Raw genomic sequence first — 25395 nt, forward strand, 5'->3', positions numbered from 1 at the left:
ACGACCAAAGGCTCTGCCTTTGGAATCCGAGTGAGCTCCCGCTCTACTTCTGTTTTCCGCACAGGAAACAAGCCTGTGCGTTGCAGATTGCACGTAAGGTTTTGCTTTGCCGCCCGTAAAAGAAAAAAGAAACTAGCTACCGAGCATGTTTCTGCGAGGGGACGAGAGCGCTCTAAAAATGACCGCCGACGGATGGAAACCGTATGTTTTTTCTTTGTGTAGCTAGGAGAGTGGGCATTTTTAATGGAGCGCCTTGCCGGAGGCTTTCGTTTTCTAGTCGGAGGGTGTTCCCCTAACGGAATCCAAAGGCAGAGCCTTTGGTGAGTCTTTCCTCCTTTTCTTCTCATCAAGAAAAGGAGAGCCTGCCCCGGCTTGAGGGGCGAATCAAAGAAAGAAGAAATCTCTTGCGGTGGCAACCGCTTTCAATACTTAGTTATAACTTCGCAAATAAAAAATTCGTTTGTTATGATTTTTCCTGCTCATTCTTCTCTTCTAAAAGAACAAGCCTTGGTTCATTAGCAGAAAGATAGCATTCTTCACATTCTAACTGTGCCTGAAGTAGTGTGGCAATGGCTTTATCTGAGGCATGAAGCATTTTAAAATACATCTCTTTGTAATTGGGCATCCGAATACCTCCAATTAATATTGCTATAATAATTATATGGTGATGTCACCTTGTTGTCAATAACACTAAGAGTAGTTTCAGTGTGTTACTGTAAATAGTGAACACAAAAGGAGGTCAAAATGATGTCATCTAATTTACCGCAATTTACAATTCGGATTGCTCCAGAGTTATTAGCAAAGCTTCGCTATGTGGCAGAATATAATGCCCGCTCTGCTAACCGCGAAGTAGAAATGCTCATTCGAAAACATATAGAAAATTTTGAAAAAAGTAATGGTAAAATAGAGTTGTAATAACCCTATTTCTGATATAAGTATCCAAACCTTATGGCATCAAAACTGCCCCACAATGAACACATTTTAGATATAGGATATATCCATATTAAACATTAGCATTAAAAAATGCTCTAAAATGAGGTTACCACTGTTAGGGGGCTCGCTGATGAAAAGGTATTCTATTCGTATTGACGAAGAGCTACTAGGCAAACTTCACGTTGTAGCAGACTACGAGGGTCGTTCTGCGAACAGCCAAATTCTTATTTTAATTCGCAACTGTGTAGAGCAGTTCGAAAAAGAGCACGGCGTAATTGAAATAAAGTAAAAAAGAAAGCCCTACCTTTGAAGGTAGGGCTTTCTTTTGTTTTCGCTGTACCAGAAACTTACACCTTTTTAACCCGTGAGGAAGCGATTTGCGAAGAGACTTCCGATTTATCAGAGGAACCGGTTTTCTTTGAGGAATCACCGGACGCGGTAGAAGAATAGCTGGATGACGGCTTTTCAGAAGAGCTGGCGGGTGTGCTATGCTCTACGGCGGACGAAGAAGAATTGTTACTACCAGAGGAGGCAGCCTGTGAGTTCTCGCTGCTCGGGCTCTTACTTGGGCTTGAGCTCGGGCTAGAACTGGGGCTGGGAATCTCTATGGCAGAAGAAACTTCATCGAACGGGTAAGAGGGCACGCCGTCGGGGTCTTCCATATCGTCGTCAATATCCGGCGGAGTGTAAATGGGGTCGTCGCTGGAGACGGAGCTTTCACCTTGCCCACCAGAAGTAGCACCGCTATTCGAAGAAGTATTGGAGTGAGGCTTGGAGGAAGAGGGCTTTCTGGATTCTGTTCCAGAACCAAAAGGCTCTTCCGTTTGCGGTTCACTCGTTATACCGCTTACCGTAGAGGAACTGTCTTTACCGGGGGGTGTGGGGTCTTTGCCGGGCTGGCTGGAAGAAGAATTGCCTTCCTCACCTACTACCAGACCGCTGACTTCAAGCTTCTTGTTTTCCATCAGCTTATTGAGATCCTTCAGCGACATTTTGCAAAGCGACGCCGCGTCGAGCGAAGAATCCTGTTCCGTCAGCTTGCGGACTAAATCCGCCTTGCCAAGCGAAACCTTGTTTGCGCTGGCGAATTTCTGAAGATCGTCCGACAAAGTATCCGTTTGACGCAGCACCGTAGCGCTGGCGTTATTCTCTTTCAGGACGTTTTCAATACCGTCCGCCATTTTATCCTGCAGCTGTGTTGGGGTTTGCCCACCACTACGGCTGGCCACGGAAATAAGGATTGCATTGTCTTTGCTGTTTTTGCTTAGGTAACCATGCTCTAACAGTTCATTTACTATAGAGCCGGTCGCCTCCTGTAGATCCTTATCCCGCAAATTCATATTCTTCAAGATTGCGGCCGCGTCATCGTTCGAGGCTTTCGACTTAATGACTCGGTCATTCTGATCAATAGTTAGCTCTATACTGGGGTTCACGTCAATACTGACGATGGAATCCACCTTCGGCTGTGCCAGGTAAAATACACTCAAAAACACAATGCAAACGGCTGCCATGACGCCTGCAATCTGAAATTGGTGCCTTTTTCTTGGCACAACCACTTGGTTGATTCCGCAAAGGGCCTCCTCCGCTGTACGAGACGGCGAAGGGATTCCTTCTGCCGAATAACCTGGCAGAAGGGTAGGTAATAAGTCCGGTGTGGATTGCAGAACAGCGAATTTGAGCGATTGTTTTAGCTCAGATCGTTTCATTGAACTGCCCCCTCTCGGACGGATTTCTGGAGCTTGCGCATTGCACGGTGATAAGAGGAAAGTACCGTACCCAGCGGTGTTTCCGTTAAAGATGCGATTTCAACAAACTTCATCCCTGCGGCTACATGCAAAAGCACGATTTTGCGTTCCCTCTCTTCCAAGATAGTCAAGGCACTTCGTAAAACAATGTTGTCGATGGCTTGCGATATGTTGTCTTCGCTCGAGGCATCTTCATGGTCATCGTAATTTTCAAGCTCCTGCTTCTTAGCTCGGCGCAGCTCCTGATAGGCAAGGTTCTTGGCGATGGTAAAAATCCACGCCATTGGCTTGCCCTGAGGGATGTAAGTACCCACAGACTGGCGGACGCTTAAGTAAGTATCCTGCATTAAATCCTCTGCGGTTGCGGGATTTTTCACCAGAGAAAGCAGCAGCGCATAGATGGCATGCTGCGTATTCAGGTAAAGCTGAGCAAACGCCCAATCCTCTCCCGCGGCTACGTGCCGCATCAAATCATCTGTGGGGGCTTGATATGATTGATGGTTCCCGTTTCCGTTTCCAGTCACCATATAAAAACTCCCTCTGTTAGAATAATGAAATTCCGTGCCATTTTATTGCACAGTTCAAGAAAAAATAGGAAATAATTTTTACATTTAATAAAAAACGCCGCTCTTTGTAACAGAACGGCGTTGAAAAAGGTTTCTTTGCCGGCTGGTAAAACGTAAAAAACCAACTTTGGCACACGGTATTGGGTACCTTGTTCAGCTTGCCGTACACAGCCAATCAGAATAAAATCGGCATAGGTAATATTAGTCGTTGTTTTCCGCTGCCGCAGTAACAATCGAAAGACCAAGCTCGGTAAGCTGCTTAGCGTCTACCACATCGGGCGCATTGCTCATCAGCTCGCTGGAGTTTGCAACCTTCGGGAACGCGATTACGTCGCGAATGCTATCGCAGCCCAGCATTAGCATCACTAGGCGGTCAAGCCCGAATGCCATGCCTCCGTGGGGCGGTGCGCCGTAGCGGAATGCGTCGATTAAGAAGCCAAAGCGCTGCTGTGCCTGCTCGGGCGTAAAGCCGAGGGCCTCAAACATTTGGCGCTGTACCTCAGGAGAATTGATGCGGATGGAACCGCCGCCAAGCTCATTGCCGTTAAGAACCAAGTCGTAGGCCTTCGCGCATACGCTGCCGGGGTCGGTTGTTAGCTTATCAAGGTCTTCCTCACGCGGCGCGGTGAAGGGGTGGTGCATGGCAACATAACGGTCTTCTTCCTCGTCGTACTCAAACAGCGGGAAGTCCGTTACCCATAGCAGGCACGGCTTGGAGTCGTCAATCATGCCAAAGCGTTTGGCGAGCTCGCAGCGCAGAGCACCCAAGGAGGCAAATACCACGCTGTTTTTCGGGCTGGCAACCAGAAGTAGAACGTCTCCTGTTTCAGCCCCAAGTGCGGTTCTTACCGCTGCTGCCTCTTGCTCGGAGAGGAACTTTTCATAGCTGGAGCTTTCGCCGTTCGAGGTCAGTCGAGTCCAAGCTAGGCCCTGTGCACCGTAAGCCTTGAGGGTTTCGGTCAGCTTATCAATTTCCTTACGGCTCAGCTCGTCTGCCTTGCCCTTTAGGTTAATGCCGCGCACGGAGCCGCCTGCCGACAAAGCACCGGCAAATACGCGGAATTCCGTATCCTTCAGAGCATCGCTCAGGTTTATCAGTTCCAAGCCAAAGCGAAGGTCGGGTTTGTCAGAACCAAAGCGCTCCATGGCCTCGTGCCAAGTCATGCGCTGGAACGGTGCGGGGACATCAATGTTCTGCAAACGCTTGTACACATCACGAACAAAGCCCTCACCAATTGCCATAACGTCCTCCGGTTCAACAAAGGACATTTCAAGGTCAATCTGGGTAAACTCAGGCTGGCGGTCGGCGCGTAAGTCTTCGTCGCGGAAGCAGCGGGCAACCTGCATGTAGCGGTCGAAACCGGAGAGCATCAAAAGTTGCTTATACTGCTGGGGAGACTGGGGCAGCGCAAAGAAGTTCCCGGGGAATACACGGGAAGGCACGAGGTAATCGCGCGCGCCCTCAGGTGTGGATTTAATCAGAACTGGAGTTTCAATCTCCAGAAAATCATTGTCATCAAAATAATCGCGGGCTATTTTTACAATCTTGTGACGCTGGATAATCTTGTCCTGCATGTCAGGGCGGCGAAGATCCAGATAGCGGTATTTTAAGCGCAGTTCTTCTTTCACGTTGGAATTCTCAACAATTTCGAAAGGCGGTGTTTCCGCTTTTGCAAGAATGCGCAGCTCCAAAACCTCAATTTCTACATCTCCAGTAGGAAGTTCGGCATTTTTCGCAGAGCGCTCGCGAACAATTCCGCGAACGGCAAGTACATATTCCGCACGAACGGCGGCGGCCTTTTCGAAAATCTGGCGGTCGGTAGTATCGCCGAAAGCCAGCTGTAAAATTCCGGTACGGTCACGCAAATCGACAAAAATTAACTGACCCAAGTCGCGCTGGCGCTGTACCCAGCCGCACACAACAACTTCTTTTCCAACGTGCTCCTGCCGCAGAGTGCCGCAGTAATGAGTTCTTTTTAGTCCGCTCATAAATTCTGACATTGTATCGTTCCTCTATCCTCAGGCTAAGCCTGGCAGTTTCTTTTCTAGAAATTTTGCTTGGCAACAAGCATACCATTCCCTCTTTCGAAAAAGTGGGAATGGTGTTGTTTCCATAATATCTTTATTATAGTAAAAAAGCGACGCTCCGTCAAATAGACGGGTTTGCACCAGCAGTGCCTGCTGCTACGGTTGCCGCCAAATATTCAGAGGCAAAGGTCTCTTCCTTCAATGAAATTTCTATCAGCTCACCGGTTTTCATATTTTTAAGCTTGCCGCGTCCACTTTGCAGCTCGTCGTTACCCAAAACCAGCGTGTAAGCCGCACCAATTTTATCGGCATACTTCATCTGTGCTTTCAGGCTGCGACCGCAGGAATCAAACTGGGCAAATACAGAGCACTCACGCATGCGGCGAACCAAAGCAAATGCACTCTTCTGTGAAGCCTCGCCAATTGCGGCAATGAAAAGCTCGCACTGCGGCTGCACGGGAAGCTCAATTCCCTGTGCCTGTAAAATCATGAGAACACGCTCTAAGCCGATGGCATAACCCAGAGCCGGTAAGGGCTTACCCCCCATTTCGGCTACGAGGCCGTCGTATCGCCCGCCTCCGCAGAAGGTACTCTGCGCACCAAGGTCACTCGAAACAAACTCGAAAACGGTACGAGTGTAGTAGTCCAGCCCGCGAACGATGGTTGGGTTTATTTTGTAGTCCACTCCAGCATCGTCTAAATAGCCCTTTACACCATCAAAGTGATCCCGGCAGTCGTCGCACAGGTAGTCAAGCATGATGGGGGCATTCTTTGCAACTGCACCGCAGGGTGGGTTTTTGCAGTCGAGAATACGCATGGGGTTGCGGTCTAAACGGTCTTTACAGGTATCGCACAGCTGGTCGATTGACGCCGTAAAATACTCTTTGAGTGCTTGGTGGTATTTTGCACGGCATTCCGGGCAGCCAATGGAGTTGATTTCAATGGAATAACCTTTCATGCCAAGGCGATCAAAGATTGATTTGCCAAGCAAAATGGTTTCTGCATCTGCAATGGGGTCGGCAGAGCCAAACGCCTCTACACCAAACTGGTGGAACTCGCGCAGACGGCCTGCCTGCGGCTTCTCGTAGCGGTAGCAGGAGGTAAAATAGAACAGCTTTACCGGCAAGCCCTCATTGTAGAGTGCATGCTCCAGCAGGGCACGTACTGCGCCGGCAGTTCCTTCGGGGCGCAGAGTGATAGAACGCCCGCCTTTATCATTAAAAGTATACATTTCTTTTTGAACCACATCTGTGGTTTCGCCTACCGAACGCTGAAACAACTCGGTATGCTCAAAAACAGGGGTACGAATCTCACCGTAGCCATACAGTGACGCTTCTTCGCGCATCACCTGCTCAACGACCTGCCAACGTGCAGTTTGTTCGGGCAGAAGATCCTGTGTACCTTTGGGACCCTGAACCAATAATGCCATAAAAAACACTCCTTATTATCTGTTCCCGCCAAGTTAGTGAGCGAGTTAAAACAAAACCCCCCGCTCCGCGGAGAGCGAGGGATCCTACCTGAATAGAGATAAATCCCAAGATCAGTACTTCGGATTTAAGATGTTGCGCCAGTCCAGGTCACCGCGCTCCAAACCGTGGATGAGTACCTCCGCGGTGGCGATGTTGGTAGCCACAGGGATATTGTGCATGTCGCACAGGCTCAGCAAATTCATATCGTTGGGTTCGTGTGGCTTTGGACTCAGGGGATCGCGGAAAAACAGAAGCAGATCCACTTCATTATAAGAAATACGTGCCGCAATCTGTTGGTCGCCGCCTTGCGCTCCGCTTAAAAAGCGCTGAATACTCAGCCCCGTGGCCTCCGATACCAGCTTGCCGGTAGTGCCAGTCGCGCACAAGCTGTGTCGGCTTAGCACCCCGCAGTATGCGATGCAGAACTGAACCATCAGTTCTTTTTTGGCGTCGTGGGCAATCAATGCAATATTCAATGCTTAATCCTCCTTCATCTGAATTTAATGAAATAGTAGTTATAATAATTTACAGCCTCTCCAGCCTTGCGAGGGGAATCGATTCTCCTTCCAGCCGGGCGGCTAGACGGTGAAATGCCTGCATTGCTGAAAAGTTTGGTGATACTGGCTTGCCACCGGTAAAAGCGGCGGCGGTTTCCGGGTCTTCCGGTACAATGCCAATCAGCCGGATTCCAGCGGCGTCAATCACATTGTCTAAATCATGGAATAAGCCAGATTTCACAAAGTTTTTATAATGGAACCGGTTTACCACCAATCGCTGGGATGCGATGCCACTTTGCGTAAGCAAAAGGCGCACCTTGTCGCTGCCGCGCAGGCAGAGCGGGTCTGGCGTTGCTACTACAAGCGCCCTTTGTGCTGCGGCAGCCGCAGATTCAAAACCTGCGCCAAGCCCTGCGGGGCAATCGATGATTACGTGGTCGTAGTAGCGTGAAAGAATGGGTACCAATTGCCGCATAAAATGAGGCGGTATCACATTTTCTTCCCGGTAGGGTGCGGGCATTAAAAACAGCCCGGGAACCCCGCAGTCGTAAATAGCGCGTATCGGCTCACAAGAACCGGATACGACGTCTGAAATATCGAACATTACTTCATCGTCTAAAGCGAGCATACGGTCCAGGCTTCGCAGCCCGGCGTCGCCGTCTATCAACAAAACCCTGCGCCGCCGTTCGGCCAAGGCTCGTCCCAACCCAGCACAGATGGTGGACTTCCCCACGCCTCCCTTGCCAGATGTGATAACCGTTACCGCTCCCATAAGTCACTTCCTCGCTAGAACCTCATGCCGTAAGCGGCAGCAAGCTGCCAACGGCTTTATGAGCCTTCAAACTCGCAGCGAGATATTCTTCCAATTTAAAAATGAAGTTCTTGATTTCTTCTCACTTACGTTATCATACTAACACAATTGTGAATCTCCGTCAAAGATTTTTTTCATTATTTGAACAGCAATAGTCACAATACATAAAATACGCTTAAAAATAGAACACAAAGGCTGTAAAAGCCGACTTAGCCTGCCGAACGACCTATATTGCCGGATGCCGAGCCCGACGAGCTTGAACCCGGTAGGGCCGCCCCCGAGGATGCCCCCGAAGCCGTGCCAGAAGTTGTTGGTTCCTGCTTTGCCGGGAAAACCAAATTCCCAGAGGCATCCACTGTTTTGCCTAAGAAATAAGCATCGAACAAATCGCGTGCAACCGCCGTAGAGTACTTGCCATAGGCACCGTATTCCAGTACAACAGCCACTGCAATTTCGGGCTTATCGTAGGGCGCAAAACCAACGAACACCACGTTATCCGAATGTGGTGGTACCTGTGCAGTACCAGTTTTACCGGCTACGGCAATACCATAGTTTGAAAAGGAGGACGCTGTACCGCCAGGCCCTGCAACGGCACGCATACCGCGCTTTACAATATCAAGGTTTTCTTTGGAAACACCAACGTGATCTACTACGGTGGGTGAGTTGGGGTCATTTTGCATAACGGTCTTATCACGGTTATAGTCGGTCACCTTGCTGATGAGATGTGTTTTCATGCGGGTGCCGTCGTTTACAAGTGTGGCAACATAGGTGGCAAGCTGTATGGGCGTAAAGGAGTTGTCGGCTTGACCGATGGCTGCCTGTACTACGTCACCGCCGTTCCATACTCCACCAGCATTTACGCGAACCTGCGGGCTGGAGAGAACACCTGCGCCCTCGTTAATTTCAATCCCAGTTTTTTGCCCGAGGCCAAAGCGCTTAGCGTATAAATCGAGTGTGTCGATTCCCATGCGGCGGCCGGTATCGTAAAAGAAAATATTGCAGGATTTTTGAAGCGCGGTTACTACGTTTATCGTGCCGTGGTAGCCCATGCAGGTAGGCTGGTAATCTTTCCAGAAAGTGTAAACACGGTGGCAGGTTACCGTGGAAGAGGCGGTGATATAGCCCTCCTGCAATGCCGCAGATGCAACTACGGGCTTAAAGGAAGAACCGGGCATGAAGGAGCCAACCAAGGCACGGTCATACATCGGCTTTGTTTTATCCTGAAATAAACCCGATACATAAGAGGGATTTGAATTGTACTGGTTTAGGTCGTAGTTGGGGAATGTTGCCGCTGCCAGTACAGAAAAATCCTTTACATTCAAAACCACTGCACCGCCTGCAACGCAGTCTGCCCCCTTACCGCCGGAACGCTTGCCCTCATCCTGCGCATTTTTTACGTTATTCGCAAGTGACACCTGTGCCACCTTTTGCAGGTTTTTATCAATGGTAAGGTAAATAGAATCACCCGCAACAGGTGACTGTGTGACAGTACTGGAAGCCACGGCTCCAGTTCGAGTGGTTTCAATTACCTTTAACCCGTTTGTACCGCGCAGGTATTTTTCAAAGTAAGATTCAATACCGCTTTTACCAATGGAATCATTGTAGGCATAACCGCCCAAATTATCCAGGTTGTAGGTGTTCCCCTGTTTTTTTTCCTCTGCATATTCTTCCTGAGAAATAGCACCCAGTGTACCGAGCACATGCGGTGCTACCGTACCGTCCGGGTAATCGCGAATTGTGGTTACTTCAACAGTTGCACCGGGCAGGTTAAGAGCGTTTTCGCTAATAATACCTACGGTGTCGGATGAAACACCAGTTGCAAAGGTATAAGGCGTAGAAATGGAGAAGCCTGAAATCGCCATATTATAGCGTACCGAAAGAATGGCCCGGGTTTGGTTCGGGGAGTAGCCGTCACAATCGTAATCTTTTTTCATTTGAAGAATGCACTGCTCGGCAGTAGCGTAATTATTCAGGCGCAGGTGTTTAATGAGAGCCGCAACATCCTTATCTCGACCGGGAATGAACTCGTATGCACCTGCGGAGTTTACCTGAATCGGCAATTCGTCAATCCATGATTCCTCTCTTTTTTGAAGAAGAGAAACCAACTGAAGAATTGTTTTGTTCTGCGTATCCTTTGTCATTGCTACCTTATCAAATACGATGGCATACACAGTTTTATTCACAGCAAGCGCATTGCCGTTGCGGTCTAATATCTCACCGCGGGCGGCAGTCATTTTAACGGAGGAAGTATTGGTGCGGGTAGATACCCCAAGCCAGTAGTTGCCGTTTATGACCTGCCAATTAATTAAACGAAGGCCATACACGCCAAAGGCTGCCATAATGACAACCAAACAAAAGATATAACGGGACAAACCCTTAAAGCGATTCATGGAAAACCTCCTGTCAGCCGGCGCTTTCCCGGATATTCAGCGCAAATGCCCGGTTAAAGGCATAAATGAGAGGCACCGGAAGCAGTGTGTAAACGAAACGGGGTAAATAATGGCTGAGCAAAGCGACACCGGGGTATTGGTACCCGGCAAACACATAGTAAAACAACCATTGTAACAGTAAGATAAACGCTGTAATTGCCGTAGAAAGCAGAAATGCAGTGAGTAGGTTGGCTCGAAGCAGGTGAACTGCCATGAGTCCTGCACAGTAGCAAAAAACAGAAAGCAGCAAAGTGTGAAAGCCCAGTGCCGAGCCGCCGCTCATTCCAAAATCTAGAAGAGCGCCGCACAGAAGACCAAAACCTGTTGCTGCGGTTTCACTTTCAAACAGCGCAATGGATACGGCCACCGGCAAAAGCAAGACCGGTCGGGCATCATATATAGGGGGAATGAGCCCCGGTGTTTGGTTGATTAAATAGATTACAACAATTTCTATAGTATAGGCAAAATAGCGCAGCAGCTTTCTCTTGTCTATCATTTGGTTGCCTCCGAGCCGGAGGTCTTGCTGCTGGAGGAGGAGCTGCTGGAGGGTGCTTTGCTGCTCGACGGGGAACCTGAGGGCTCCGGCAGTGAGCTAAGAGCCTCTCCTTTGCCAAGAAAACCAGTAATGATGAATACATCTCGAACGGTTTTGGGATCAACAAACGGTTTTATTACCGCCATATACGAGACGCTGTAATCTTCGGGACCAACGGAGATGACCGTGCCCACCGGCAGGTTCTTGGGGTAAATGCCGCCAAGCCCACTGGTAACAATAATATCATCCTTTTTCACCTTTGTATCAGAGGAAAGGTAGCCTAGCTTTGCGTAGCCTTGCTCATACAGTTTAATATTACTGCTAACAACGCCACTCTCGCGGTTTAAGCGATCGAGAGCCGCCATGTTGGTGTCTGGTGAAAAAATGGTAGTTACTTGGCAGAAGGTAGAGCTAACGCTTGAGACCCAGCCAACCACGCCGCTTTGTGTAATAACCGGGCTGCCGGCTGTAACACCAGCCAAACTGCCCTTGTCTACCGTAAAGCTTCCAAAAACATCGTTGGGGTCACGCCCAACCACAGAACCGGAAACAAACGTAAAATCCTTGTTTTCGTTTTTTAGCTCCAAAAAGGTACGGTACTGTTCGTTTTCCTGCTTTACCTGGTAATAATCTATCAGCTTAGCACGAAGCGTATCAAGTTCATTTTTTAAATTTTGATTTTCACTTTCCAGCTCACCCGCAGAACGGCCCACACTAGCGGCTGCATTGTTGGAGATGACAGTGGAAACCTTTTGCATGGGGGTGAATATGTGCCCCAAAAGAGAAGAAAACACAGAGCTTCCCCCTGTGCCAGCAGAATAAATCATTATGCCTAATACAATAAAAACAATACCCAGCAGTGCCTTAAAGCCCTTGCTGTGAAACACATCTCTCAAATCGTCACCTCCATGGCGTAGAGTGTGCAGTAACAGAATCACACTCTTAATTTAATGAAAAAAGCGGAGAGCCTCCAAGAAACCCTCCGCGAAAGAACTATTGCAGGCAAGGCTTATCTCTTCCGCGCCTTGTAGTATTCAGACGGCATGGTAACCTCAAGCCGCTTTCCGGTTCCGTCTACCACGCAGTCGAGCGGGCTGTCTGCCACATGTACCGGCATGTTGGTTTCCTGTGAAATCAGCATGTCCAAACCGCGTAGCAAAGCGCCGCCGCCGGTAAGCATAATGCCGTGGTCAATAATATCGGCAGAAAGCTCAGGCGGGGTTTTCTCCAGTGTGCTTTTTACGGCATCCACAATCAAAGAAAGCGGGTCTGCCAAAGCCTCTCGAACCTCGTCAGCATGAATGGTTACATTCTTCGGCAGGCCGTCGAGCAGGTTACGACCTTTAATGACGATTGTAGCATCTTTGGTCTCTTCTGTTGGGAATGCAGAACCGATGGTGATTTTAATTTCTTCAGACGTACGCTCACCAATCAATAGATTATACTTCTTCTTTACATAAGAGATAATCGACTCGTCAAACTTGTCGCCCGCTACGCGAACGGAACAGGAGGTAACGATGTCTCCCAAAGAAATAACGGCTACCTCAGTGGTGCCGCCACCTAAGTCAACCACCATACTGCCGGTAGGCTCAGCAACAGGAAGCCCTGCACCGATTGCCGCAGCCATAGGCTCTTCAATCAGTTCTACTTGGCTTGCACCGGCCTGGCGGGCAGCGTCCTCCACAGCGCGGCGCTCAACCTCGGTAACACCAGAGGGAATGCATACCACAATGTGGGGCTTGCTGAACATATTTGCCTTGGTTGCTTTTTTAATAAAATGCTTAAGCATGGTTGCGGTTATGTCAAAGTCCGCAATAACGCCGTCTTTCAGCGGACGAACCGCTACAATGGAACCCGGGGTGCGGCCGATCATTTCTTTGGCCTGTGTACCTACAGCCAAAACCGTGTCGGAGCGAATATCTACCGCCACAACTGACGGCTCGCGCATCACGATTCCTTTACCTTTCATGAACACCAAAGTATTGGCTGTTCCCAAATCGATTCCGATATCCTTTGCAAACATGGATGTTCCCCTTTCATTCCCGCCCGTTTTATGTGTATCAATAATGTATTGAATGAGTTTCTGTCAATTCTTGAAAAAGGGCGCAAAAACCCAATTAGACTGAATAACCCTATTATAACCGCTGTACCGTCATTTCTCAACAGAAATCCAAAATAATCACAAAAAATTCATTTTTCTAAATAGGAATGATTCACAAAAACACTAGAAGTATGGCTTTCTACTTTCCTCACACCGAATTGTTCGGAAATATTATCCGTTTAATACAATATATTACAGTCATAGGATCAGTAAAACAACGGAAGTTTTTACGATAAAGTAAAAATGCTACTCATAAATGTGAGGAAGGTGAATTTCTCCTATAACGCAGTCTAGCATTTCTTCCGTATTTTCACCATTCTTTAAGAGGCATCCATTTGTATAACTAAAGAACTTCCCATCATTCGTCATAAATATAATTAAATTACCTCTTGCAATTTCACCAATTGGATAAAACTCTTTATCTATTATTTCAACAACATCCGAGAATTCTTCTCCTATCTGATTAAAAAAATCGTTATGAATGGTTTTACCTAAAGCAGAGATAGGATTGAAGTTTATTTTTTCTGTAGTCTGGAATGGTGAGCCTGTCTTTGTAAATTGGAACTCCAGCATTCCGTAATTCTCTAGAAATCTCTGTGCGATTTCATTCCATAGAAACCCTCTTTGTCTGTATAATTCTTTTAATTCCCTTGTGCTAATTTTTCTTTCTAAAAACCACCCAGAGTTTTTTAACCTCTTCAATGTAATATCATACATGCATTATTCTCCTGGCAATTGGACTTCTTCCGCTCGAACAAAGTTTGCAATAATCTCTAAAATAATACGATGATCCGCTGGTTCATAAAAAGTGAATTCAACAGCTTCTTTCAATTCTTCCTTGGTTCCTCCGCCGTCCAAAATATCTGCGATGAGTTCATCGAATAAAGCTGACTTTTTTAAAATCTCTATATCACCAATTAGTTGATCTATCGACTGTCTGTCTTTGAGTCGCCAGCAATTCTCAAAAATCAACTTTAATCCTTTTACATTCCATCTTTCAATTACCACTTCTACTTCGTTCCGGAACATTTTTATACTTTTGATAGTACCATCTGACAGACCCAAATGAATTTAATGATCCATTACTTCCTCCGTTTGCTGTATGCTCTGAATAGTATTACCCTTCGCTTAACTGGCTTTGTGGTTATCCAAAGCAGGCTCGGTTGACTCAATCCTGATGTTGCACAACCAGTAAGAGTAATTCCCTGTGGTTAGTCAAACCCTCAAACGAACACATCGCTTGAGGGTTTGATTTGGTTTCGCTATGGGTGAGAAGAAAAATTACCGCAGATTTTTCTCAAGCCAAGCAGAATAAGCGGCAAGCTGTTCCGGGGTGTGAAAAAAATGCTCTGCGTCAGGTACCACTTCCAATCGGCTCGAAAAACGTTCCGTAAATGAAACGATGGTATCACGCTCGCAAAGAGTGTCGTTTTCCCCGTACAAAATCGCGGTGTCGCAGTTCCAGTGCTCGATGGGGTGTTCTTTTACATAGCAATAGTAATCCCAATATAAGGTTTCACCCATAGGGGTTGGGATTTCACCAAGCTTTTGCAGTTGTTCCTCCGTAACCTCAAACCATGTCATCATATTGGTAATCATTCGCTGCATGTCAACCACGGGAGATAAAAACAGTGCTTGGCGCAGCGGCTCATTCGCGTACTCCAACAGACTGAAATAAGCGCCGAGGCTGCAAGCGAACAGGCTGATTTTTGACCAACGCTGTTTGGAATAGTTCATCACTTTACGCAGGTCTTTCACGCTGTACTGCACCTTGCAAGGTGGCTCTGTGCCGATGCGCTCCCCGTGTGCAGGTAAGTCGAAGCTAATGACTTGAATGCCACGCTGAGCGGCCTTTTCCGCCAATAATTCAATAGAAGCATCTTTTTTATGAGAGTGACTGCCATGTACAGCGAGAATAGCTTGGTCAGAGGGATTGCCCCAAATAAGAGCGGGAATCTGTTCGATTTTGATTGTATCTATTTTCATATCAATATTATCCTTTCAAAGACCGTGAATTTTTCAACATTGCTTCTCAATATGCTTGTGAAACCAGTTGTTTCTCACCGCAAGAGGATTCGGTGGGGCTCTTAAAAGGAAAATTAGAAGATGGCAGAAAAATCCTGCCTGCCCGAGTGAATCTACCCCTTGGGGTGTTACTCAAGCATAAAACCGGTTATGTCATAACGTCACTTGCTTTCTGATTAATATAAAATAATTTTACCACAAAAATAAAAGAGGATAAATAGAAAAGGAGTGGATTCTTTTTGAATCCACTCCTTAAAATGATTTAATTGTTAGCTGTTCGTCGCATCAGTTGAAACAGAGCTGTCGTCATCCTCAAACTCGGGAGTGTAAGCTTCGCCAGCCTCCCAGCTTTTGGTGAGCTTTGCAACGACTCCGCCAAGCAGCAGCAATGCAAGAATGTTGGGGATGACCATTAAGCCGTTGAACAAATCCGCAAGGCTCCAAACCAGGTCCACCTTCAGCGCGCAGCCGATACCAACAAAAATAGAAACCAGAACCGCATATATAGAGACCGCTTTTTTGCCAAATAAGTATTTCACGTTAGCAAGGCCAAAGAAGTACCAGCCCATAATAGTTGCAAACGCAAAGAAAAATACACAAATGGCAATAATTACATAACCAAATTGACCGAACACCTCAGAATAAGCAGCCTGCGTCAGCTGAATTCCGGTAACAAACTCCCCTTTGCCGTCGGTAGAACCTAAAACACCGGAGGTTAAAATAGCGAGCACGGTGAGAGGAAGCAAAACAATGGTGTCAATAAATACACCCATCATTGCAACAAGACCCTGTTCGCAGGGGTTTTTAACGCGAGCAAGCGCATGTGCGTGCGGGGTTGAGCCCATACCAGCTTCATGGGTAAACAAGCCGCGTGCAATACCAAAACGAATGGCCTGTTGTACACTGACACCCAAAACACCGCCCAATACGGCCTGCGGATTAAACGCACCTACAAAAATATCATAGAATGCAGTCAAAATATTCTGGTAGTTAACAAATATAACAATCAAAGATGCAACGGTAAAGAACACCGCCATAAAAGGAACAACCTTTTCAGCAACGGCAACAATGCGCTTTACACCACCCAAAAAAACCAGCAGCGAAAGCAGTGCAAGGCCAATTCCAACATACTCGGAGCGAATGCCAAACGCTGCTTCCATTGCACCGCCAACGGAGTTTGCCTGCACCATATTTCCCATAAAGCCCAGTGCAAAAATAATTAGTACGGCAAAAATGGCCGCAACAACCTTGCCTGCGGGGCCTTTAATGGCGGCCTGAATGTAGTAGGCAGGGCCACCTACCAGGGTGCCGTTCACCTTGGTTTTGTAGCGTTGTGCGAGGGTTGCTTCTCCGTAAATGGTAGCCATACCCAAAATAGCGCTTACCCACATCCAGAACACGGCACCGGGGCCGCCAGAAACCATAGCAGTAGCCACACCCGCTAAATTTCCTGTTCCGATTTGAGCTGATACAGAAGTGATCAGCGACTGGAAGGAGGTCATTCCTTCTTTTTCGCTTGCTTTCTTTCCACTAAAGGTAATTGACCCAAAGGTAGAGTGAAAGCTTTGTTTAAATTTGCGGAACTGAATTCCTCTGGTCAGAATTGTAAAATAAATTCCGGCACCGCACAGAAGAAGAATCAAGAAGAAGTTCCATAATACACCATTAATACTGTTGACTAAACTAGAAAACCATTCCAAGAAAAACACCCCTCCAAAATATTTACATAGGCCGTTGAGCAACCAGAAGGAGTATCTCTGCAGAGCAAGAAAAGAAAAGAGTCAAACCATAAAATTATGGCTTGACTCTGGAATACACAAAAAAGGCCCATTGATAGTGGGCACAGATCTCTGTCCTTTTGCCTGAGAGATTAGCGCGATAAATTCGAGCCTTACACCTTCGGCACCCATTTAAGGGATTCTCCAGAGTTACATCCGTTCATAGTCTTCTCCCGAATAAGCGGGAACCTGAGAGTGTTACTCCTTCGGTAGGCCACGGCCGTTTTCCTACGAACTTCACTTGTAGAATATGAAGTTTTTTTCATCATAACATAATAGCAAAATGAAGTCAATAAGTTCTACAGATTCAAATTTATGCTGTTAAAAAAATAATTATTCATAATATACTGAGTTTTCTACTCCTGCATTAGTAGAATAAAGAACCAAAGCGAAAGCAAAACTGCATATCTTGTCCTTGCTTTAGAATAAATGAATAGAATTGAAAAAATACGACGGGTTCTTCTGTGCAAAAAACACAGAGATGCAATCTGGTGCATGTAAATAAGTATTTCGATTAGGTAATTACGCCCGCGTTTGCTCGCCGAAAAGCCGACTCTTTCTCCAACAAGACCCGACGTTGCTATCTGAAACCCACCGTTTTATTTAAGAAAAAGATTCTCTGAAAAGACAAAGTGGATTTTACAATAATACTGGGATTAAGGTTGCGGCAACCCCCACCGATTGGCGAGGCTGTGGGTTCGAATTTCTTGGGTAAATAGTGCAACAAAAAAAGCAGTCTAACCATAAAGGTTAAACTGCTTTTGGCGCGCCCGAAGGGATTCGAACCCCTGACCTTCTGATTCGTAGTCTTAAAACATTACAGTAATATCAAGGTAAAAACGATAATTACGACAGCTATACGACAAATGGTATAGATTTATCGCAGTTACAATTCTACAAACCACCTGTTATCCTCCAACCAAATAAAGCGCTCTTTGCCTTTGATACGACAAAGGTATCTCATTCCCTGCCCGCCGGATTTGAGCGACGATGCTTGTCGTATATCTAACACCCTATCAATTTCAAATTCTTGCCCCGGCGCCCAATTAAGCTGCAAAGGTATTTTTTGCCCGTCCTCTCTCCATCTTACTATTACATCTACATAGCGTTTAATTTCAATCCCTCCTAACGGATAGCAGAAGTGTTTTATTTACTCATATCTTTATCAATCAGTTTGTTAATATAAGCGTTAAGGCTCATGCCGAGAGATTCGGCGCGAGACTGTATTAGTGCCTTGTTTCCTTTCGAAACCTTAATTTCAATACGGTCATAAGTCTTAGCATTATATTTCGCAGTTGCTTTCTTCTGAGCGTCTGTATATGCCATGATGTCCATCCTTTCAAATTTTATTTTCATAGTATCACATTCTATTATAACATACTATCGTCATTATATATAATATCGTCAGTATATGTTTGTGTGTTTTACCTATTGATATAATGTCGACAGTATAGTATACTATAATCACAAGATAAGGAAAGGGGCTAACAAAAATGACTACTATCACAATCGCAGCTAACCAAATATACAATGAGGTTTCCAAAAAAGTAGTAGAGAGCACCAGTGAGTTAACAGTATCCATTAGCGGCAACACATTTGACCACAAAGATTTCCTAAAATCAAAAGGTTTCAATTGGGACGATGACCGCAAAGAATGGTACTATACCACAAACCGTTCCTGGTTTAAAGAAAACGCTTATCACTTTGTTCGAGAGATTGCAATTACATTGGGTGTTAAGGCTAGCGGCATTATAATTACAGGCGTAGAAGCAAAAGAAGCTATGAAAACAATGAATAAATAAAAAACCGCATACCGACCCCGGCGGTATAACCGGGGAAAATAGAAAAACTAATTGATAATATGTTTTTTGCGTAGTAATATGTAATTAAAAAACGAAAGTGGGGCTAATTATGAAAAGGTTTGAAACTCATGAAATAAACAATGGTGATAGATACCTGTTTGTATTTGACGGCGATGAAATAATCTACGCTCACTCATTTGACCCCGATGACACACAATTTGAAGATTGCGTAAAAATGCTTGATGAAGATATTGAGTCCGTAAAGGAACTCGACGGTAATTTTGAAGAACTTAATGTTCACGGGTTGAGCAACCTGGATTTATACAAGCAAATTACAAAGTAAATTAAAACAGACGATGATTAACACAAATAAAAAATCCCCACTGGTCAGATTTTAATCCGGTCAGTGGGGAAAGCTTTGTCTATTGGTTTTTAGCCCTCTGTATTGCCGCAAAAGCACCGTTTGCAGAGGTGGACACAATTACCGCGTTAAACGGGATAATCGCCCATGTGGAAACGTCAGCACCGCCATTAAACAACGTAGCAAGTCCAAGCAGTAGCACTGCTAAAATGTAGCTTACTAATTGAGTAGGCACGTTTTTAAAAATCTCTTTGACCGCTTGTGTGAGGATACCTACAGCCGTAGTGCAGCCTGCAAGAGTGGCCAACATCTGCCATGTAAAAAAGCTATCCATATGTTACTCTCCTTATTTAACGTTAAAGTTGCAGCTTTTGATTTGCCCTGCTGCTGATACGTCTATGTGAGCAAATCCGGGTTTTAAAGCTTTGATGCGTATTTTATAGCCTCTCAACTCCGTGCCATTATAAGCCGCCACGGGGTCTGACACGCTTATAATATCCCTACCTACTACACGTAAGCTAGGTTTGTCTGCGCATCTAGCGAGTACATCGTAAACAGTGTTTGGTTGCATGTTATGGCTGCTGGTATCAAGCATGAGGCCGGTAATAGCAGGAGCCGCAATCTGTGGAGTTGTTACACTCTCTTTTTTGAGATACTCAATTCCGGGGGCTTTGTACCAATGAGTCCACGGCCTGCCGGTGTAACAATTTGGCATCTTGCTTTGTAATACACCGTATGCTGTCCCTGCCGCCTCAATCACTACTCCGTTTCCAAGATATACCGCTGTGTGACCAGGCATGTATAAGCAAATACCAGGTATCTCTGGCAGGGTATTAATCGTGCCTTTTTCTGTTGCCGCGTGAAATAAATTCACATCATACTTTGCGTTGTATGTAGGATTGTCCCCTACTTTATCAGCCATAAGGTAGTATTTAATCAGGCCTGAGCAGTCAACTACGCGGCGATTAAGCCACTTATTTCCGACTGTACGCATAGCCCCGCCAGCAAGATTGTTAGCTGGATACTGTTTAGCTTTTTGGTTGAGTAGCGCAGTGGTGCATACCTGTCCAAAAGAGCCGTACACATAGCCTAATTTAGCTTTTAGTGCAGCTTGTGCAAACTCTACCAATCCATGATTTGTTTTCATGCTGTACGCTCCTTTATTGCGTTTTTGATTTCCTTAATATCGTTTTTGATTTCTGATTGTTCTTGCTCTATAAGAGCGGTTTCTTTTTCCAGTTTGTATGTTCTGTCAATTACCTGATTATGAGTATCAACCTTTTTTTCAAGCTGTGCTATTCTGTAATTAACCAATTTATTGGCAATCAATATACCGGCTAAAGCTCCGATTAAAGTTCCGGCAAACGATAATAAAGCAACAATAATTTCAGTTGGCATCAAATCGCCCCTTACTTTTTGATTGCCTCTAGCAAGATTTTTTTGTCACAGTGTCTACTTACCACTACATTGACGATTATTAAAGAGCCTAAAATTATGAGGACAAAAGAAAACACCAACAAACCAAGATAAATCTCTGGCCTGCAAGTGTCATAAGTAGTAAAATGCCTTTCAATTTGTGCTTGCTTTTGTTCTCCGATTCCGTCAACCTTGGCTACATCTTTAATGTCAGAGTAAGGAGCGTTTTCTAGGATTTTAGCCTTAGTAACTTCGCCTACGCCTGATATATGGGTATCTTGCCAATCTGCTGCTGTCATTTGGTTAATGTTAACCTTAGCTTGCGTGGCTGTATAGATTGCTCCACACAGCCCAATAACAAGTAGGCATACACCAATTTTAAACCATTTATGTTTTATCATAATTTATCCACCAGCGTTCCATAATCGGTTGCAGTAATGTAGTTTTCAGCTTTTGCGGCGCTTAAAGCTACTTCTGCCAGATTTTTACCCAACTCAAATTTTGAGGGATACATATCGTCTACTAGCATAGTCAACATCTGCAAAACGGTATAGGAGTCATTACCTTTAGATGTAATTGCCGTTGCTGGCGTAAAGGTGTAACCTAACATTGTTGCAAATTCGATGCACTCGTCGTTTGTAATACGTTGCATCATCCAAAAAGCTAATACAATAATCATTTTCGCAAGCGTTGTGGAACTGGAATTGTTGAGGATTATTTGTAACTGTTCTTTTGCATTCATGCTTGTACCCCCTTGTTATATTCAGCGGCAGCGTCTGCCAAGGCCATGTTTGATTTTATATCAACAATTTCTTGTTGTAACGATTTCGCAGGCGGGTCTACCACGATGTTGTCCCATTCGGAGATAATCAAATCTTTTTCTGCTTGTGTAAGTAAAATATAGCTTGCAAGTACATTGTCTCTTGTTTCACCAGAATTTACACTGCGCTTAATTACTCTTGCCAATACGCTTAATCTACCAGTCATAATGCACCCCTTAATTATAAAATGTTGCGGCAATTTTTTCTTCTAATTCCTGCGTCATGCCGTCGGATATAGCGATTAAGTCATCCACAACCTCGGTCACACTGTCTTGCTTTTTAATGTAATCAAGCTGTTTCAGTATGTTGATTTTTTCTTGCAATTCTTCCAGAGAGTCAACAAAAAGAAGAAGTGCCACATTGGGAGAAGCTCTCATAGGTAAGGATTCTGCGCATGGTCGGGGGTCACGGAAGTTTAACAGTGTGGTTTCTCCGTCTATTTTAGATGCAATATCTTCTGCGTATGCTTTTGAGCCATCCACTTCGTTGTGGAAAATAGCTACTCTGATTTGCTTTGACATGGTTACCTCCTTAATTAGTGTATTGGATTGCGGTGATAGAACCAACGCCTCCGGTATATCCGTCCCGTGCTTGATATTTTACATCGCCAGAAGTGGTTACCCCTTTAGTGCCTCCAACGCCTCCATTGACTTGTATCAACCCGTTGTTAAAATAATTGCCACGATATAAAATATAAACACTTCCACCACCACCACCACCACCACCGCCGCCGCCGCCGTATCCTATAGCACCATTTCCTCCGTTTTTGCCATTTGCCTTAATACTACCGTCTATTGTTAAATTACCACCAACATATAACAAAATTACTCCGCCACCATAATTCCCCGTTCCGGCGCCACCGCCGCAGGAAGAGTCCGAACTTGTGGTTCCAGAAGCTCCTGCGCCGTCTCCACCCAATCCTCCGGGGGTACTGCCAGAACCTCTACCACCGCCTCCACCTCCGCCATAGTCGGCGTTTGCGGCAGAACCTGCGCCTAAAAAATAATTAGTCACATAAATATAAATTGAAGAGCTGCTGCCTCCGTTACCAGCTTTCCCAGTACCGGCTCCACCCCACCCAATGCCAGAACCACCGCCACCGCCTGCTCCATACCCGCCGCCGTATGAACGTTTAAGCATTTTTATTCCTCCGGAGCCGCCGACCTCATTTCTTACGTCTGCTCCATATCCACCGTCCCCACCGTCTCCGCATATTAATTGCGAAGGATACGGATATTCGTTTTGTGGATTGGTTTTGGGAGAAAGCCCACTCTGGTCAATCGTGCCGTGTATAATACAATCGCCCTGTACACGGATAATCAAACCAGCGTTGTGCGCTGCACACTTTAATATTGCACCTGCGTTTATTGTAAGCGATTTGTATTGTTTTTCTACGATGCTTTGGTGTGGCACTGGCACTGGTAATGTTGTTGTGCCGCTAATAACAACGTTCCCGTCACTCCCGTTACCAAATATGGAGGGGACGGTAGCAGCCCCAGCCCTAAAAAAAAGCTTAGTACCATCGTCGCTAAGTCTTACCCCTGTTACCCAGCATCCGCTTTTAAATAGCCCACCCGGTAAAGCATCACCTGTTTGTAATACCGCCGTTACCGATGTACCGTTAACCGTCCAAACGTCGCCGTCACTTATGTTTGCGGTGGCAAGAAATGAGAGGTTTTTTGCGTTCGGGTCAACTTCAAGGTTATTAGTTGTACCGGTTCGCGTATGATCAGCAACAGTAATACCTCCGTCTGCAATTCCGGTTGCTATTCTTGTCTCTAAGTCGTTCATTTCGGTTTCGTCAAAAGCGTTACCTGTTTCGGTAACATTTCCCTCAGCGCGCACTACATCATAAGTATTTTCTATTCCTGTCGTTTCAAGGCGGCGGCGATTTGGAAATTCTGATAATCTGTTTTTCCAAACCTTTATTTGATATGCCATATTTTAAATCACTCCAATCATTTGCCCGGCGTAAGGTTCACCGGCATACATAATTGCTCGTTTATTATCTTCGTATAAGGCGTATAGGTCGTGTAGTATTTGTTCTATGTTGTTCGCTTTGTGAAATTCATTCACAGGATTCTGCGGGGTAGAGGGTGTTGTCTGATACACAAAATAAGCTGCTTGTAGGGTGTTGAGGTTTGAGAGGATTCTTTCAAATTCACCCGGTGTCGGGAAGTCTGTGCGACTCCAAGCTCGGGTACTAATTGTCACCCCAAAAACACCGGCCAAATATGCGGAGTTTTGCTCAATGCGATTTAAATCAGAGGCGTTGTAATATCCTTTTGATGTTTTATTATCAATATCAGATTGCGCGCGATCATATATTGGCGTAATCCAAGCCATTACAACACCCCCATGTTTTGCCCGGCGTAAAGTTCGCCGGTATAATATGCTTGCACAATATCGATTCCGTTCCCGACTAGAGTTGCATTTGCAACAAATCCACCGGTTAAATCAACATCCATCTTTTCGATAGTGTCCATCGTGTAACCGTTATCGCTTGTATGTTGCAGCGCTACTTTTTCTCCTGCGCGTTCCCGTCCTAAAATAATAGATGTTGTTGTTTGATACCTTAATTGGTAATAATCATAAAGCCGCTTAGCTATAACCGGAGCATTTGCACCAGAAATTAGCGTAGCGGCTTCAAATTTTATAGTGTTGCGTGCGGCACCGGCAGGAAGTTTTTCCGTAGCATTAAGATAAATTATGGGATGATCTTCATATTTTTTGCCAGTTATAGTAACTTCTCCGGGAGTGTCCACAGTGACTACAACGTAATTTTGATGCTGTTCTGTAATTGTGCCACCGGTTATAGATAAAGCAGAACAAGCAGAATCAAATTGTATTTCGTGCTGCCCAGTATATAAGGTTCCTTGGAATATCTGCTCAGTATCGTTTTTAAGCACATAGTTGTGTGCTGTAAGTGATACATCGGAAATATAAGACAATAGTTTTACACTACTTCCGGAAAATTTGCGTGAACGCGTAATAAGGTTATTATAAGTAGGCGGTTGCGAGTAAATTCGGATTATACTACTGCGGCTGTCATCTACAATTGCTCCCGCTGCAAACGCTACTTGCTGTAATGCCGTTCGATGTGTTCCAATTGCCAACCAACCAGATAACGGTGTGTTTCGGATTGTATTTTCAACTTCATATTCCGTCCACCCAGCCGAAGCCATAATTGAGTCAATAATATTTCCAGCAAGTTCATTTAAATAAATTTGGCCAAGTTTAAAATCCGTCTTATCTAATTCCCCCACACTACTGTTTGCGGTAAATTGCCCCGTAGAAGCGTCTGCGCTTTGCCAAGTTGCTAGCCTAAATGTTCCCATTTGTACCGGCCCAGCATCTAAGAAATGCCGTATATGCACCTTTTGCCCCTGCTGAAACAGCTTGAATACACCTTGTGGATTCATCAAATTAAAATCGTCCGTAGGGCTGTGAAGCGTGAAGTTTGCCATGTTGATGCTAAGTGTGTTAGAGGTTAAGTCGACTTCCTCAGTAATTTTTGCATTAACAACATCCGTATCTATATAAGTTAAAAACGTTCCATAGTCAATTGCATGCAATTTAATATACCGGTAAGGCTTTACGGTGCGTTTAAACGTAACAACCAGCTTGCCGAAATTTTCTACTGGACATTCGCAAAAATAATCTAATGCGTTTGGCTGAAAATCTTTACTAATAATTAGTACGTTTTCAAGTGTAAGCCACTGAACATTAATTAGCGCAGGGTAATCTGGCAAAAAGTGTAGTGTCAGCCCTGCGCTAGTGTGTTGTTCTGTAAAAGTGATTTCTAAAACTGGAGGCGTATCAAATAAGCTATTTGCATTGGAAACGCTATTACTCCAATAACCAAAATCCATGCCTTCCGGCGCGTCGGGAAACAAGGTCTTGCTTTGATTTAAAATAAAAAAATCATCTTCCAAAGTTGCATAGTCTGGCACAATCAGCTCGTCTTGTTTTAGCTGTTCGGTATCCGCAAACGGCTGAATATCGGTTGCAGCCGGGGCACTATCGCTTTTAGCGGTAACATCAATTAAATCAAGTGTAATTTTCGTATATTCCAAGC

General features: G+C 45.4%; 30 protein-coding genes and 1 riboswitch. Of the genes, 4 read left to right on the plus strand and 26 right to left on the minus strand.

Annotated elements, in window-relative coordinates; all coding sequences use genetic code 11:
* Window positions 1–463 precede the first annotated feature (463 nt).
* On the minus strand, window positions 464–625 hold the full coding sequence (locus E7L17_RS12835; protein ID WP_316323537.1) for a hypothetical protein: 162 nt from the start codon (window positions 623–625) through the stop codon (window positions 464–466).
* A gap of 119 nt (window positions 626–744) precedes the next feature.
* Between E7L17_RS12835 and E7L17_RS12840 the strand changes: the two genes are divergently transcribed.
* Window positions 745–915 carry an Arc family DNA-binding protein gene (locus E7L17_RS12840; protein ID WP_410470672.1) on the plus strand — a complete coding sequence of 57 codons (171 nt, stop codon included), beginning with the start codon at window positions 745–747 and terminating at the stop codon, window positions 913–915.
* Window positions 916–1063: 148 nt separating this feature from the next.
* Window positions 1064–1222, plus strand: a complete 159-nt coding sequence (locus E7L17_RS12845) for an Arc family DNA-binding protein (protein WP_316323538.1) — start codon at window positions 1064–1066, stop codon at window positions 1220–1222.
* Between the two features lie 58 nt (window positions 1223–1280).
* Here the strand turns inward: E7L17_RS12845 and E7L17_RS12850 are convergent, their stop codons facing one another.
* The 15 genes from E7L17_RS12850 to E7L17_RS12920 all read right to left on the minus strand — a co-directional run bounded on the left by E7L17_RS12850 (window position 1281) and on the right by E7L17_RS12920 (window position 18243).
* Window positions 1281–2639, minus strand: a complete 1359-nt coding sequence (locus E7L17_RS12850; RefSeq protein ID WP_316323539.1) for a hypothetical protein — start codon at window positions 2637–2639, stop codon at window positions 1281–1283.
* Window positions 2636–3205 (minus strand): RNA polymerase sigma factor, encoded by a 570-nt coding sequence (locus tag E7L17_RS12855; RefSeq protein WP_316323540.1) that lies wholly within the window; start codon window positions 3203–3205, stop codon window positions 2636–2638. The genes E7L17_RS12850 and E7L17_RS12855 overlap by 4 nt, the downstream gene beginning before the upstream one ends.
* Before the next feature lie 240 nt (window positions 3206–3445).
* Window positions 3446–5245 (minus strand): aspartate--tRNA ligase, encoded by a 1800-nt coding sequence (gene aspS, locus E7L17_RS12860; protein ID WP_316323541.1) that lies wholly within the window; start codon window positions 5243–5245, stop codon window positions 3446–3448.
* A 148-nt stretch (window positions 5246–5393) separates the two neighbouring features.
* On the minus strand, window positions 5394–6701 hold the full coding sequence (gene hisS / locus E7L17_RS12865; RefSeq protein ID WP_316323542.1) for a histidine--tRNA ligase: 1308 nt from the start codon (window positions 6699–6701) through the stop codon (window positions 5394–5396).
* A gap of 111 nt (window positions 6702–6812) precedes the next feature.
* Window positions 6813–7217, minus strand: coding sequence for a methylglyoxal synthase (gene mgsA, locus E7L17_RS12870; protein WP_085831847.1), 405 nt, complete (start codon window positions 7215–7217; stop codon window positions 6813–6815).
* 49 nt (window positions 7218–7266) lie between these two features.
* Window positions 7267–8010, minus strand: coding sequence for an AAA family ATPase (locus E7L17_RS12875; protein WP_316323543.1), 744 nt, complete (start codon window positions 8008–8010; stop codon window positions 7267–7269).
* 248 nt (window positions 8011–8258) lie between these two features.
* A complete protein-coding gene (locus E7L17_RS12880) occupies window positions 8259–10439 on the minus strand; it encodes a peptidoglycan D,D-transpeptidase FtsI family protein (protein WP_316323544.1) in 2181 nt (726 codons plus the stop codon).
* 13 nt (window positions 10440–10452) lie between these two features.
* Entirely contained in the window at window positions 10453–10974 is a 522-nt protein-coding gene (gene mreD, locus E7L17_RS12885) for a rod shape-determining protein MreD (RefSeq protein WP_316323545.1), read from the minus strand.
* Window positions 10971–11900 (minus strand): rod shape-determining protein MreC, encoded by a 930-nt coding sequence (gene mreC, locus E7L17_RS12890; protein WP_316323580.1) that lies wholly within the window; start codon window positions 11898–11900, stop codon window positions 10971–10973. Before mreC ends, mreD begins: the two co-directional genes overlap by 4 nt.
* A 122-nt stretch (window positions 11901–12022) precedes the next feature.
* Entirely contained in the window at window positions 12023–13036 is a 1014-nt protein-coding gene (locus E7L17_RS12895; protein ID WP_316323546.1) for a rod shape-determining protein, read from the minus strand.
* 324 nt (window positions 13037–13360) lie between these two features.
* On the minus strand, window positions 13361–13831 hold the full coding sequence (locus E7L17_RS12900) for an SUKH-3 domain-containing protein (protein ID WP_316323547.1): 471 nt from the start codon (window positions 13829–13831) through the stop codon (window positions 13361–13363).
* 3 nt (window positions 13832–13834) lie between these two features.
* Window positions 13835–14122, minus strand: a complete 288-nt coding sequence (locus E7L17_RS12905; RefSeq protein ID WP_316323548.1) for a hypothetical protein — start codon at window positions 14120–14122, stop codon at window positions 13835–13837.
* 273 nt (window positions 14123–14395) lie between these two features.
* Window positions 14396–15100, minus strand: coding sequence for an alpha/beta hydrolase (locus tag E7L17_RS12910; RefSeq protein WP_316323549.1), 705 nt, complete (start codon window positions 15098–15100; stop codon window positions 14396–14398).
* A gap of 308 nt (window positions 15101–15408) precedes the next feature.
* Window positions 15409–16839: a sodium:alanine symporter family protein gene (locus E7L17_RS12915; protein WP_316323550.1), complete on the minus strand. Its 1431-nt coding sequence runs from the start codon at window positions 16837–16839 to the stop codon at window positions 15409–15411.
* A 140-nt stretch (window positions 16840–16979) separates the two neighbouring features.
* Window positions 16980–17075: riboswitch (glycine riboswitch) on the minus strand.
* A 988-nt stretch (window positions 17076–18063) separates the two neighbouring features.
* Window positions 18064–18243, minus strand: a complete 180-nt coding sequence (locus E7L17_RS12920; protein WP_316323551.1) for a hypothetical protein — start codon at window positions 18241–18243, stop codon at window positions 18064–18066.
* 167 nt (window positions 18244–18410) lie between these two features.
* On the opposite strand from E7L17_RS12920, the gene E7L17_RS12925 reads away from it, so the two are divergent.
* On the plus strand, window positions 18411–18719 hold the full coding sequence (locus E7L17_RS12925) for a hypothetical protein (protein WP_316323552.1): 309 nt from the start codon (window positions 18411–18413) through the stop codon (window positions 18717–18719).
* A gap of 109 nt (window positions 18720–18828) precedes the next feature.
* A complete protein-coding gene (locus tag E7L17_RS12930; protein ID WP_316323553.1) occupies window positions 18829–19062 on the plus strand; it encodes a hypothetical protein in 234 nt (77 codons plus the stop codon).
* A 79-nt stretch (window positions 19063–19141) separates the two neighbouring features.
* On the opposite strand, the gene E7L17_RS12935 is transcribed toward E7L17_RS12930, so the two are convergent.
* Genes E7L17_RS12935 through E7L17_RS12980 form a run of 10 tightly spaced genes read right to left on the minus strand, consistent with a single transcriptional unit; the run spans window position 19142 to window position 25393 of the window.
* Window positions 19142–19414, minus strand: coding sequence for a hypothetical protein (locus tag E7L17_RS12935; protein ID WP_316323554.1), 273 nt, complete (start codon window positions 19412–19414; stop codon window positions 19142–19144).
* A 12-nt stretch (window positions 19415–19426) separates the two neighbouring features.
* A complete protein-coding gene (locus E7L17_RS12940; RefSeq protein ID WP_316323555.1) occupies window positions 19427–20227 on the minus strand; it encodes a hypothetical protein in 801 nt (266 codons plus the stop codon).
* Window positions 20224–20478: a hypothetical protein gene (locus tag E7L17_RS12945; RefSeq protein WP_316323556.1), complete on the minus strand. Its 255-nt coding sequence runs from the start codon at window positions 20476–20478 to the stop codon at window positions 20224–20226. Before E7L17_RS12945 ends, E7L17_RS12940 begins: the two co-directional genes overlap by 4 nt.
* A gap of 11 nt (window positions 20479–20489) precedes the next feature.
* Entirely contained in the window at window positions 20490–20897 is a 408-nt protein-coding gene (locus E7L17_RS12950) for a helix-hairpin-helix domain-containing protein (RefSeq protein WP_316323557.1), read from the minus strand.
* Entirely contained in the window at window positions 20894–21238 is a 345-nt protein-coding gene (locus E7L17_RS12955) for a hypothetical protein (RefSeq protein WP_316323558.1), read from the minus strand. Before E7L17_RS12955 ends, E7L17_RS12950 begins: the two co-directional genes overlap by 4 nt.
* Window positions 21235–21483 carry a hypothetical protein gene (locus E7L17_RS12960; RefSeq protein ID WP_316323559.1) on the minus strand — a complete coding sequence of 83 codons (249 nt, stop codon included), beginning with the start codon at window positions 21481–21483 and terminating at the stop codon, window positions 21235–21237. The genes E7L17_RS12955 and E7L17_RS12960 overlap by 4 nt, the downstream gene beginning before the upstream one ends.
* A 10-nt stretch (window positions 21484–21493) precedes the next feature.
* Window positions 21494–21838 (minus strand): hypothetical protein, encoded by a 345-nt coding sequence (locus E7L17_RS12965; RefSeq protein WP_316323560.1) that lies wholly within the window; start codon window positions 21836–21838, stop codon window positions 21494–21496.
* Between the two features lie 10 nt (window positions 21839–21848).
* The gene (locus tag E7L17_RS12970; protein ID WP_316323561.1) at window positions 21849–23258 is read right to left on the minus strand and encodes a hypothetical protein; all 1410 of its coding nucleotides are present in this window, start codon (window positions 23256–23258) and stop codon (window positions 21849–21851) included.
* A gap of 3 nt (window positions 23259–23261) precedes the next feature.
* Complete coding sequence (locus tag E7L17_RS12975) at window positions 23262–23663, minus strand: hypothetical protein (protein ID WP_316323562.1); 402 nt, start codon at window positions 23661–23663, stop codon at window positions 23262–23264.
* Window positions 23663–25393: a hypothetical protein gene (locus E7L17_RS12980; RefSeq protein ID WP_316323563.1), complete on the minus strand. Its 1731-nt coding sequence runs from the start codon at window positions 25391–25393 to the stop codon at window positions 23663–23665. The genes E7L17_RS12975 and E7L17_RS12980 overlap by 1 nt, the downstream gene beginning before the upstream one ends.
* Between the last annotated feature and the right edge of the window lie 2 nt (window positions 25394–25395).

This window comes from Clostridium sp. (assembly GCF_032576335.1).
Lineage (GTDB): Bacteria > Bacillota > Clostridia > Oscillospirales > Acutalibacteraceae > Faecalispora.

What these genes read in the sequence shown, in the direction of transcription:
- E7L17_RS12930 (WP_316323553.1), top strand. Translation starts at nt 18,829, where the DNA reads ATGAAAAGGTTTGAAACTCATGAAATAAACAATGGTGATAGATACCTG.
- E7L17_RS12970 (WP_316323561.1), bottom strand. Translation starts at nt 23,258, where the DNA reads ATGGCATATCAAATAAAGGTTTGGAAAAACAGATTATCAGAATTTCCA.
- E7L17_RS12945 (WP_316323556.1), bottom strand. Translation starts at nt 20,478, where the DNA reads ATGCCAACTGAAATTATTGTTGCTTTATTATCGTTTGCCGGAACTTTA.
- E7L17_RS12975 (WP_316323562.1), bottom strand. Translation starts at nt 23,663, where the DNA reads ATGGCTTGGATTACGCCAATATATGATCGCGCGCAATCTGATATTGAT.
- E7L17_RS12895 (WP_316323546.1), bottom strand. Translation starts at nt 13,036, where the DNA reads ATGTTTGCAAAGGATATCGGAATCGATTTGGGAACAGCCAATACTTTG.
- E7L17_RS12880 (WP_316323544.1), bottom strand. Translation starts at nt 10,439, where the DNA reads ATGAATCGCTTTAAGGGTTTGTCCCGTTATATCTTTTGTTTGGTTGTC.
- E7L17_RS12940 (WP_316323555.1), bottom strand. Translation starts at nt 20,227, where the DNA reads ATGAAAACAAATCATGGATTGGTAGAGTTTGCACAAGCTGCACTAAAA.
- E7L17_RS12935 (WP_316323554.1), bottom strand. Translation starts at nt 19,414, where the DNA reads ATGGATAGCTTTTTTACATGGCAGATGTTGGCCACTCTTGCAGGCTGC.
- E7L17_RS12855 (WP_316323540.1), bottom strand. Translation starts at nt 3,205, where the DNA reads ATGGTGACTGGAAACGGAAACGGGAACCATCAATCATATCAAGCCCCC.
- E7L17_RS12950 (WP_316323557.1), bottom strand. Translation starts at nt 20,897, where the DNA reads ATGATAAAACATAAATGGTTTAAAATTGGTGTATGCCTACTTGTTATT.
- E7L17_RS12920 (WP_316323551.1), bottom strand. Translation starts at nt 18,243, where the DNA reads ATGGCATATACAGACGCTCAGAAGAAAGCAACTGCGAAATATAATGCT.
- mreD (WP_316323545.1), bottom strand. Translation starts at nt 10,974, where the DNA reads ATGATAGACAAGAGAAAGCTGCTGCGCTATTTTGCCTATACTATAGAA.
- aspS (WP_316323541.1), bottom strand. Translation starts at nt 5,245, where the DNA reads ATGTCAGAATTTATGAGCGGACTAAAAAGAACTCATTACTGCGGCACT.
- E7L17_RS12835 (WP_316323537.1), bottom strand. Translation starts at nt 625, where the DNA reads ATGCCCAATTACAAAGAGATGTATTTTAAAATGCTTCATGCCTCAGAT.
- E7L17_RS12925 (WP_316323552.1), top strand. Translation starts at nt 18,411, where the DNA reads ATGACTACTATCACAATCGCAGCTAACCAAATATACAATGAGGTTTCC.
- E7L17_RS12910 (WP_316323549.1), bottom strand. Translation starts at nt 15,100, where the DNA reads ATGAAAATAGATACAATCAAAATCGAACAGATTCCCGCTCTTATTTGG.
- E7L17_RS12900 (WP_316323547.1), bottom strand. Translation starts at nt 13,831, where the DNA reads ATGTATGATATTACATTGAAGAGGTTAAAAAACTCTGGGTGGTTTTTA.
- E7L17_RS12850 (WP_316323539.1), bottom strand. Translation starts at nt 2,639, where the DNA reads ATGAAACGATCTGAGCTAAAACAATCGCTCAAATTCGCTGTTCTGCAA.
- E7L17_RS12965 (WP_316323560.1), bottom strand. Translation starts at nt 21,838, where the DNA reads ATGTCAAAGCAAATCAGAGTAGCTATTTTCCACAACGAAGTGGATGGC.
- E7L17_RS12955 (WP_316323558.1), bottom strand. Translation starts at nt 21,238, where the DNA reads ATGAATGCAAAAGAACAGTTACAAATAATCCTCAACAATTCCAGTTCC.
- hisS (WP_316323542.1), bottom strand. Translation starts at nt 6,701, where the DNA reads ATGGCATTATTGGTTCAGGGTCCCAAAGGTACACAGGATCTTCTGCCC.
- E7L17_RS12845 (WP_316323538.1), top strand. Translation starts at nt 1,064, where the DNA reads ATGAAAAGGTATTCTATTCGTATTGACGAAGAGCTACTAGGCAAACTT.
- E7L17_RS12960 (WP_316323559.1), bottom strand. Translation starts at nt 21,483, where the DNA reads ATGACTGGTAGATTAAGCGTATTGGCAAGAGTAATTAAGCGCAGTGTA.
- E7L17_RS12840 (WP_410470672.1), top strand. Translation starts at nt 745, where the DNA reads ATGATGTCATCTAATTTACCGCAATTTACAATTCGGATTGCTCCAGAG.
- E7L17_RS12875 (WP_316323543.1), bottom strand. Translation starts at nt 8,010, where the DNA reads ATGGGAGCGGTAACGGTTATCACATCTGGCAAGGGAGGCGTGGGGAAG.